The sequence below is a fragment of the uncultured Campylobacter sp. genome (genome assembly GCF_938030785.1).
GTDB lineage: Bacteria > Campylobacterota > Campylobacteria > Campylobacterales > Campylobacteraceae > Campylobacter_B.
Map to the genome: position 1 here is coordinate 1 of NZ_CALHIK010000002.1, position 9,389 is coordinate 9,389.

Here is a 9,389-nt window from a genome sequence, read left to right on the forward strand (position 1 = left end):
GCTCGATAATGCCGGGCAAGGTAAATCCGACGCAGTGCGAAGCCGTCACGATGGTAGCGGCACAGGTGATGGGCAACCACGTCTCGATCTCCGTTGCCGCAAGCCAGGGCAACTTCGAGCTAAACGTCTTTAAGCCGGTTCTTACATACAACCTCATCCAAAGCATCCGCCTGCTAAGCGACGCGATGAATAGCTTTGAAAAACACTGCGCTTGCGGTATCACGGCAAACGCCGCGAAAATCGACAAGCTGCTGCACGAAAGCCTGATGCTAGTAACCGCGCTAAATCCGCACATCGGCTACGCAAATGCCGCCAAGATCGCCAAAACCGCGCACCATAACGGCACAACGCTGCGCGAGGAAGCGATAAAATCGGGCATACTAACCGCCGAGGAATTTGACGCGTGGGTGGTACCCGAGGATATGATCGCGCCGAAGGAGTAAACTCGGCGCTTTGCTTTTTGGGCTCGGCAGGGTTCGCTCGGCGGAATTTCTCTTTGGCTCGGCGAGATTAGGGCGTTTCGGTAAAATTTGATCGCTTCGATAAAATTTGATTGTTCTGCGTGACGTGCTCGCCTTGAGCGATTTCGCAGAGCTTGTCTTGCACGGTTTTGCCGAGTTTGCTTTAAAGCGATTTCGCCGAGCTTTCTTTAAAATCCGTAAATTTGAAAGCGAAATTTGCGGATTAAATTTACTTTGGTAACGCGGCTCTTGCTGTTCGCTAAAATAGCGAAATTACCGAAGCTAAAGCCACCTTTTGCCTTTAAATTTCTATCCGTCATTTCATGCCCCGTCAAATACATATCAAAACCGCCGCTAAGATAAAATTTTAAATGCTTCGTAAGCGGCCAGAGGATAAAATGCGCCAAAATTTACAAAACGAGGATTTTATGAGGGACTATGATAAGGAGCCGTTGATCATAAACGATTACACCGTCTATCATGTATTTTCTTGGAATATATTTACTTGCATATTGTGTTTTTTGCTTTTAAGTTATGATCTGATTACTACCGGCACTACGGGAAAATTTAGCGCTTTCGGTATCATTTCTTTAATTTTCGCGACATATACTTTCATACGATTTAGGATTTCGGCAGAGCAAAATTTTTCCAAAAATCCGAGCTATTTTTATTTTTCAAACAGCCTGATCCGCTATAACGGAAATATGAAGATAAAAAATAGTATAATCTCCGAAACTAAGATAGCCCCAGCTCCGTCCGCAAATATATCTAGCGTTCATTTCTGCGTAGTATGCGAATTAGAAACCTCCTACGGCAGGTTTCATTATTTAAGCTCGTATGAGTTATATAGATATTCAAGTATAGGCGTTCATATAGGCAAACTTGTTCTTTATATAAAGCATCTAATGCTATATTTTATATTTGCTCTGCCGTATAAAATTTACAGACTCAAAAAGAGCTCGGAGCCCCTTTGGTTACTAAAAAGAAATTTCGTCATCAAATTTAATAACAGAAATTTCTTTTTAGTAAATGCCGTATCTGCAAAAGAGTATCATGAGCTGCTGCAATATTTCAAGGCGCTAAACGTAAAAATAGAAGATCGGACCGACTTTATACCGCAAGCTCAAAACAACGACTATTTCACCGATAAAAACGAAATTTGGAGCGACGATTTTAGCGATACGCAAATTCCAGAGAAAAATTTTAAATGGAAGCTTAGGCGATTTTTTAGTTTGGATTGAAATTCTAGCTCAAACGGCAAGCCGTTAAATTTCACGAGCAAATAGGGCGGAGCGGGGCGGCGAGGCAAATACCCACTCGCCGCTCCTCTAGCTTGCCACATTCACAAACCTATGGCAAGCAAAAATTCACTCAACCCGTCGCCACGATAGAAAAGCTTCAGGTAATTCAAAATCAACCCGCAAACTTGCCATAGCCGCAAGGCTACGGCAAATCAAAATCGATCCCGACCAGTTGTCGCAGTAAATCCACGGCGGGTGCGGTTCGGGGCATAAAAAGCCGCTCTAAAGCCCGAACCGCTCCTAATCCTTACTTCGCCCCTTTAGGCGGCATAAACGCGGTTAGCTTGATATCCTCGCCCGCCTTGTGTTTATAAAGCTCGATATCCACCAGCGCCGTGTGGGAGATGTTGCCGTTGGCAAGCTCGCTCGTAGGCAGGTCGATCGTAAGCACGTTCGGATTTCCATTTTTGCAAAGACCCTCGGCATTAGGATCGTACCACGCACCTTCGAAGATCTGCACCACGCCGCGCATTATGTCGCCGCTTACGTTGGCTCCCGCCAAAATTTCTCCGCGAGCGTTATAAACGCGCACCAGATCGCCCTGCTTGATGCCGAGCTCCTTAGCGTCCTCGGTATTTATTAGCACCGGCTCGCGATCCGCGACGGCGTATCTCTTGCGATTTGAGGTGTTGCTCTGCTGTGAATGCAAGCGATCAAGCGGATGCAGACTAAGCAGGTGAAATTTCGCAGGCTTATCCTTCATCCCGAGCCACTCGACGGGCTCAAACCACATCGGATGCGCGCCGCAGTCTTTGTAGTTCATCGCAGCAATCGTATCGGAGTAAATTTCGATCAGCCCGCTAGGCGTTCCTAAAGCCTCCAAAACGGGATCGTTTCTAAAATCCTCAAACGTCACGTACGCAGCATTCTCAGGCGTCTCATAAAATTCTGTCGGCTCGTTTTTCTCCCACCACTGCTCAAAGCTCGGCATCTGCATACCCAAAGCGGTGTTTGCGTTCACGGCGCTTGCCGCTCCTTCGTAAAATTCCTTGATCCAGTCCATCTCCGTTTTGCCGCCGTCTGTATAAACCTCGGCAAGCCCGTCTGCGTAAGCCTTGCAAAGGTCGGTGAAAATTTGATAATCGTCCTTCGCGCCGTGCTGCTTGGCGACAACCTGCTTCATCGGGATGATATGCATATTGGAGTAGTCTCCGCTCATCGTGATGTCGTTGCGCTCATACTCCGTCGTGGTCGGGAACACGATGTCCGCCATCTTCGCAGTCGGCGTCCAGTAAATTTCATTTACTACGATGGTGCGCGGCTTGCGCCAAGCTTTGATGTTGGTGTTGGTGTCTTGATGGTGCACGATCGGATTTCCGCCGACCCAGTAGATAAAGTCGATCTGCGGATAGGTGATCTTTTCGCCGTTTGCGTCGATCGTCTTGCTAGGATTTAGCAGCGCGTCCGCGATGCGAGCTAGAGGGAAAGCAACCTTCGCCGTATTTACCAGCCACGCTTGAGTGGCTTCATCGCCTTGCTTCTGATCCTGCGCAAGCCCTAAAAATTTGCCGTCCTTAACGATGCCGACGCTTGCCGCGTTCATTCCGCCGATCACGCCGCCCGCGCAGGTAGGCGCGCCGCCGTTAGCGTAGTGGTAGCTAAAGCCGAACCCTCCTCCGGCAAGTCCGATCTGCCCCAGCATCGCGCATAGAGTTACGATCATCCAGTGTGCCTGCTCGCCGTGATGAGCGCGCTGGATACCCCAGCCGGCCATTATCATCGTGCGATTTTCGTAAAATTTTATCGCAAGCTCTTTGATCACGTCCGCGCTAATGCCGCAAATTTCGCTAGCCCACTCCGGCGTTTTAGCCACGCCGTCGCTCTGCCCCGTGAGGTATGGCACGAATTTTTCAAAGCCCACGGTGTAGTTTTGTAAAAATTCCTTATCGTACTTGCCCTGCGAGTAGAGGTGCTGCGCCATGCCTAACATCATCGCTACGTCGGTGTTCGGGCGAGGGGTAATCCATCGCGCCTTGCCCTCGAAATACTTGCCGCTTACGGTTTTGATCGGATCGATGATGATGATCTCTTTGTCGCTGTTTTTTAGCTGCTCAAAATACTTAAATCCCTGCTCGTCCGAACTCGTCCACGCCACGCGAAGCGTAGAGATCGGATTTAGCCCCCAAAAGACCACGACTTTGGAGTTTTCAAGTACCACGGGCCACGAGGTTTGCTGCTCATAGACCTGATTTGAGCCCGTTACGTGCGGCATTATGACCTGCGCCGCACCCGTGGAGTAATCGCCCGTGACGCCCGTAAAACCGCCGGTTAAGTTCATAAATCTATGAAGCAGCGTCCTTGAGACATGCACGTTGCCCGTGCTCTGCCAGCCGTAGCTTCCCGCAAATACCGAGTCTGCGCCCTTTTGCTCGCGCGTCTTTTTAAGCTCGCGCGCGACAAGTTTAATCGCGTCTTCATATTTTACCTCGACCCATTCGTCAAGCCCTCGAAGCTCGGGCTTTGGATTATCGGGATCGGCGAGGTAGGATTTTCGCACCATCGGCGCTTTGATGCGCGTATTATAAACGAGATCCGCCATCGTATTTTGAAGAGTATTGGGAATTTTAGAGGTGATCTTCCACGGCGCGGATTTTACGATCTTGCCGTTTTTGACGCTCACTTTTAAAATTCCCCATCGCGCCGCGGTTAAAATTTCGCCGTTTTTCTTAAGCGCGGTGAGTTTATCCGCCGCGAGCATCGAGCTTGGAATGAGCGGAAGCGCCGAAACCGCCGCGCCGAGCTTTAAAAAATTTCGTCTTTTCATTTCATATCCTTTAAATTTACGTCCTTGGAGTGCTTTTGCAGATACTGCACCACCGTCCAGCTCTCATCCTTGCTAATAGGCGTGCGCGAAAGCATCGATTTGATGTAGCCCGGCCATCTGTTGGCTTCATAATCGGCTGGCTGGTGCAGAGCGTGACAGACGCTACACGAGGCTTCAAATTTCTCCTTCGCGCCAGCGAAAATTTTATCCACGTCGCCGCTTAGCGCGCCCTCGTCGGTGTAGGCGGTTATTTTAACCTTATTAAAGCCGTCCTCTTCGCCCAAGCTCTCGCTTTGAAATTTAGCCTGCTTCGAAAACGCCACCGCGATTATGCGCGCTTTAGGCGTGAAATAAATAACGTTGGGCGCCTTTGGATTTTGATAGCCGGTAAGCGAAAATTTCACTACTCCGTCCTTAACCTCCAAAACCTCTATGGCGTTTGTGGGCAGCAGCCTGCCGTCCTTGTGCGACAAATCGCCGCTTACGCTTACCTGCTTTAACACCGTGCCGTAAAGCGTCTCGCCCGCCTTAACCTCGGCGCCAGCGTAGCTTGCGATCGCAGCCGCAAGAGCCGCCGCAGCCGCAATAGAATTTAAAAACTTCATGCTTATCCTTTCTTAAAATTTTAAAAACTTCTCGTAAATCTGCCGTATAAAAAGCCCGCAAACATAACGGCCAAAATCGCCGCGAATGCCGCAAATGCTACCTGTGCGCACTGCGCCGCGTCTGCAAATTTAATGCTCGGCACCAGATAAAATCCCTCGCCGTAAAATCCGCTAAAAAAGCTCTGCACATCGCTAAGCGCGGTGCCTGCGGGGAAGGACGGGGTACCCGTGCAGCTTGCGGGGCGAAATAGCTCCGGCAGCAGGCTATCAAGCGGCGCCGCAAAAGGAAATGCGGGCGCTGCGAGGCAATTCGCGGTATCTGCGGCAGGGTGCAGCGCGGAGCTTTGTAAATAGCCGTATATCGCACCCGCAAAGCCAAGCGCGTAGGCAACGAGCCTTGCTATGAAGCTAAAGGACATCAGCAAGCCGATGAGCGCACCTACGCCCGCTACGGCAAAGCCCAGACGCACGAGGGCGCCCATCTGCGTAGGCGACATAAAAAGGTAGCGCTGAAAGAAAAAATATGATGCCGCAAGATAGCCTGCGCTTATCACAAAGAGCCAAAACCACGGCGTGGCAGTATTTTGCCACGCGTAAATCTTCAAAATCAATCTATTCAAGATCTCCTCCGTCTTATAAAATTCTTAAGAATACTTTTTAATCTTAAGATTTAAATTTATGAGGGAATTATAGCAATAAAAGATAAAAATTCGAGTCTGTATTGCCCTAAATATCGGAGTTTTATAAGCTTTAAGCTTAACGTATAAAATTTCAATTTTAAAATTCGACGCTCCTTGCGCAGCGGCGGAAAGTTTTTGAGATATGAAATTAAAACCGTAGATTTTATAAAATTTTATCTTTATTCGGCTCTGTTTTGATAAAAAATATAACTGATTTAAAACCCCGGGTAGCCCCGACGCTCAATAAATATTATGAAGATGATATAATGAGCCGAAATTTTGAATAATATCACTTTATAATTTAAGGACGAGGTGCCGTATGAAATTTAACATAAATGCCGTTATCGGCGGGGCGGATGATGTGCCGATCTATATGCCGGATATTATAAGAGCGGCAAGAAAAGAGATTAAAAGGGTTTTTAGCGATTTTAAAATGCACTCGCTGCAAAAGATCGATATTTGCCTTTGTTTGAGTGGGGAAGTGTCGAGATATTTTCCGAAATCGGGAATTTATCAACCGAAATATTATCTTAAAAGCAAAAAAATTATCGCGTATATTCATTTTAGCTCAGATGAGTGGAGCTCTGACAAAAAGGCAAATGCAGATAAATTTTTAGAAAAGTTCAAGCAGTATCTTATGGAGCTTGGAGATATTACCGGGCGGAAAATTACGAATAATAATTTAGAATTTGACGATGCGCAGTACAAAGACAATATAAATAAAATTTTTGAAAATTTAGCAGCAGATTGTTGAAATAAAATTTGAAAAGAATATCTATCTGAAGTGGCAAAATTCCGTTTCAGATAAGGCAGACGCTAGCCCAGGCTAGTGAAATTCCAAACACCTTAAAGCGCAAATAGCGATGAGGCGAGTTTGGAATTTCATCATCAACGATAATTTAAAATTTTGCCTGAAAGCTTATTGGCTAGCTTAAAGCGCCTTGGTTGGCGCCCTGTAGAATTTCAACGCGCCGTTAAGTAAGCGATGAGCGAGCAGAGTAAGGCGGGTCTTGCGCGAGCGCGTAAAAGTACGCGCAGTGTTATCTCACAGTAGAATTCTACGGATTTGATCTCGCGCATAAAGGGCGAGATCAAGCCTAAATGCCCGCGCAAGGACAAATTTTACGCAAGACGGGCCTTGTGTGAGCGCTAAATCGCGGATTTTAGCGCTTCAAATTTCGCGTCTTGCTCGGCTAGAAGCTGTCCTTTCTCATCGCGCGAGACGTAAATTTTAAAGATATTTTCGCCCGCCTTGTCGTAAAAGCCCACGAATTTCGAGAGCATTCCCATGAAAGTCTGCGTCACGAGGATGATCTTATCGATCTCATCCGTCTTTAGATGGCCTCCCAAAATGCCCAGCCCATGCGCCTCATCGCCGTTTGCGCCCATGCCGAAATTATAATATCCCTGCGCGCTCTTGCCGCTTGGGATCTTGGTTTTAAACTCGATGATGAAGCTCGGCGTATTTTTTACGAAAAGCACCTCGCCCCAACTCTCAAGCTCCCTAATGATCTCGCCGAATTTATCGCCGGCGGCGCTCTTTCCGAAGCGCTCGGGCAGATTTAGCAGCACGTCGATCTCCTTGGCGCCGAGCTCCTTGCAGATCTGCGCGATCGAAATTTTAGGGTTTTGCGCGAACAGCGCCTCGATTCTCTCTTTCATTTTCATCCTTTCTAAAATAAAATTTTGAGCACCATTATAATATAAAAATTCTAAGTTACAGATAACGGCAATCAATTAAACCGAGTTTTAAAACTTATTTTTACGGCATAGCGATAGTCGCGCGCGGGGTAGGGCGGATGCGTAGAGTTTTGGCGTAGGATCGCAAATTTTAATACACATCAATCACACGCATAATTTTAACGCTTAGAATTGCAGATCATTTATGTGCGTCGCGCGCGGCAAAAGCAGGGCAGGGTCGCTTAAATTTAGACTCTAAATTTACGCTCTTGCCGCACGTAAATCCGCCCGCACGAGCCAAAACAGGCAAATGTAAATTTTGTAGATTCTCCGTGCCGAACTTAAATTTAGCCGCGCAAAAGCCGGAATTTTTAAATTTGATATTGTCCTGCCTAGCCACAGTACGCGATAAATTCGCTAAAAGTTATCTCGCTGGCGTGAAATTTAACTCCAAGCGAGGCGAGTCTATCTTGCAGCGGCAGCGCCAGCTCCTCTATGCCACTAAATATGCAAAGCGGCAAATTTCGCGTTCTCTCTTTGGTCACTGCAAAGCTCCCATCTTCAAAAAATTTCTTTAAAAACACGAGCGTTTTTACCTTGTCCGCGCCCAGATCCTCGATGAAAACGCTGAAATATTTATATTCTGGCTCCTCGCGCGCTTCATCTTTCCGCGCGTAATCGTCCGCCAGCTCGCGGTAAAATTCGTTGTTTAAATCAGCAAGCGGCGCGATCGCATCAAGTGAGCAAGGTGCCTCAAGCGCGGCGAGGGCGATTAAAATTTCCTCAAATTTAACGATGTCGTCCGCGACCTTTATCGGCTCCCACGAGCCGGCGCCGTGATAGGCAAAATGCACTGGCGAGGCGTCCCTGAGGGCAAAATCCACGAAAAACGGATCGTCCATGCCGTTACGCGCGATGACCCGCCAGCTCTTGCGCCACTGTCCGGGAGTATCGTCTGCTAGCTCCTCGCCAGTTTTGCGGCCAACGAGCCTGTATCCCTCCTGAAAACTCTCGAACTCGCCCTCCTCTGGATAGAAAAACGGCAGCAAAATGGACTCTGAAACGATGCGTTTGCGGATAAAATTTCGGATCAAATTCGGGATTTGCACGGCACGACCTTTGGGTTAAATTTGAGCGAATTTTAGCAGAATTTTTAATCCGCGCAAAATTTACATTCAAATTTGACGAACACGAAAGAAGTAAATTTATACTCAAATTTTCACCAAATTTTGAGCGTAAAAATATAAGTGGAAGTATTTTAAGATGGATTTGAATGTTGCGACGAAAATTTCGGCGCAAATAGAACATATCGAGTCGAAATTTTACTTATCTCCGTAAAAAGCGCTCGCGAAAGGGCGCATAATCAAAAAGACAAGCGGAAGTATTTTGAGATGATTTTTGTGGTTACGACGTAAAATTTCGGCGTAGATAGAACGTATAGTTCATCGAGCCGAAATTTTACTAGCTCCGCAAAAAGCGCTCAAAAGACAACGCGCTACAAAGATTGTAAGATTTTAGGTTTTGAAAACGCCGTTATAGGTTTAATCTCCCCCTTAAATTTCTCGATTTGGGCAAGCACGGTGTGAGCCGAGTTGCTTTGCGCGAGACTTGACGTGCCTTTGTCAAATGTTAGCACGTTTACGCAGCCGTGCTGGCAGAGGCTCTTCTCGCCCCAAACCTCGGGATCGTACCACGCGCCCTCGCAGATCGCTGCGACGCGCTCGGGCACGATGTCGGTAACGAGCACGCCCGCTAAAATTTCGCCGCGATCGTTAAAAACGCGCACGATGTCGCCGTTCGCAAGCCCGCGAGCTTCGGCGTCTTTTGGGTTTATCAGCACCGACTCTCTGCCGCTAACCTCGGCAAAATTTCTGATGATCGAGTTGTTTAGCTGGCTG

The 9,389-nt window shown here is 47.6% G+C and carries 11 protein-coding genes; 3 read left to right on the top strand and 8 right to left on the bottom strand.

Annotated features, from left to right (window positions below):
- On the top strand, nt 1–443 hold a 443-nt coding region (locus tag Q0438_RS00030; protein WP_299185914.1), incomplete at its 5' end, for a lyase family protein.
- Nucleotides 444–649: 206 nt separating this feature from the next.
- On the opposite strand, the gene Q0438_RS00035 is transcribed toward Q0438_RS00030, so the two are convergent.
- Entirely contained in the window at nt 650–781 is a 132-nt protein-coding gene (locus tag Q0438_RS00035) for a hypothetical protein (RefSeq protein WP_299185916.1), read from the bottom strand.
- A 108-nt stretch (nt 782–889) separates the two neighbouring features.
- Between Q0438_RS00035 and Q0438_RS00040 the strand changes: the two genes are divergently transcribed.
- Nucleotides 890–1,702, top strand: coding sequence for a hypothetical protein (locus Q0438_RS00040; RefSeq protein WP_299185918.1), 813 nt, complete (start codon nt 890–892; stop codon nt 1,700–1,702).
- 307 nt (nt 1,703–2,009) lie between these two features.
- Here the strand turns inward: Q0438_RS00040 and Q0438_RS00045 are convergent, their stop codons facing one another.
- The 3 genes from Q0438_RS00045 to Q0438_RS00055 are packed head-to-tail and all read right to left on the bottom strand — an operon-like array spanning nt 2,010 to nt 5,751.
- Nucleotides 2,010–4,526 (bottom strand): molybdopterin guanine dinucleotide-containing S/N-oxide reductase, encoded by a 2,517-nt coding sequence (locus Q0438_RS00045; protein ID WP_299185920.1) that lies wholly within the window; start codon nt 4,524–4,526, stop codon nt 2,010–2,012.
- Nucleotides 4,523–5,131, bottom strand: coding sequence for a cytochrome C (locus tag Q0438_RS00050; protein ID WP_298082077.1), 609 nt, complete (start codon nt 5,129–5,131; stop codon nt 4,523–4,525). Before Q0438_RS00050 ends, Q0438_RS00045 begins: the two co-directional genes overlap by 4 nt.
- Nucleotides 5,132–5,151: 20 nt before the next feature.
- The gene (locus Q0438_RS00055) at nt 5,152–5,751 is read right to left on the bottom strand and encodes a disulfide bond formation protein B (protein ID WP_299185922.1); all 600 of its coding nucleotides are present in this window, start codon (nt 5,749–5,751) and stop codon (nt 5,152–5,154) included.
- 379 nt (nt 5,752–6,130) lie between these two features.
- Here Q0438_RS00055 and Q0438_RS00060 point away from each other — a divergent pair, with 379 nt between their 5' ends.
- Nucleotides 6,131–6,565, top strand: a complete 435-nt coding sequence (locus Q0438_RS00060) for an Imm12 family immunity protein (protein WP_299185924.1) — start codon at nt 6,131–6,133, stop codon at nt 6,563–6,565.
- Between the two features lie 395 nt (nt 6,566–6,960).
- Here the strand turns inward: Q0438_RS00060 and hutX are convergent, their stop codons facing one another.
- The 4 genes from hutX to Q0438_RS00080 form a co-directional block, all read right to left on the bottom strand.
- Entirely contained in the window at nt 6,961–7,473 is a 513-nt protein-coding gene (gene hutX / locus Q0438_RS00065; RefSeq protein ID WP_299185925.1) for a heme utilization cystosolic carrier protein HutX, read from the bottom strand.
- 217 nt (nt 7,474–7,690) lie between these two features.
- Nucleotides 7,691–7,891 (bottom strand): hypothetical protein, encoded by a 201-nt coding sequence (locus Q0438_RS00070; protein WP_299185926.1) that lies wholly within the window; start codon nt 7,889–7,891, stop codon nt 7,691–7,693.
- Nucleotides 7,884–8,600: a hypothetical protein gene (locus Q0438_RS00075; protein ID WP_299185929.1), complete on the bottom strand. Its 717-nt coding sequence runs from the start codon at nt 8,598–8,600 to the stop codon at nt 7,884–7,886. The genes Q0438_RS00070 and Q0438_RS00075 overlap by 8 nt, the downstream gene beginning before the upstream one ends.
- 386 nt (nt 8,601–8,986) lie before the next feature.
- On the bottom strand, nt 8,987–9,389 hold a 403-nt coding region (locus Q0438_RS00080; RefSeq protein WP_299185931.1), incomplete at its 5' end, for a molybdopterin dinucleotide binding domain-containing protein.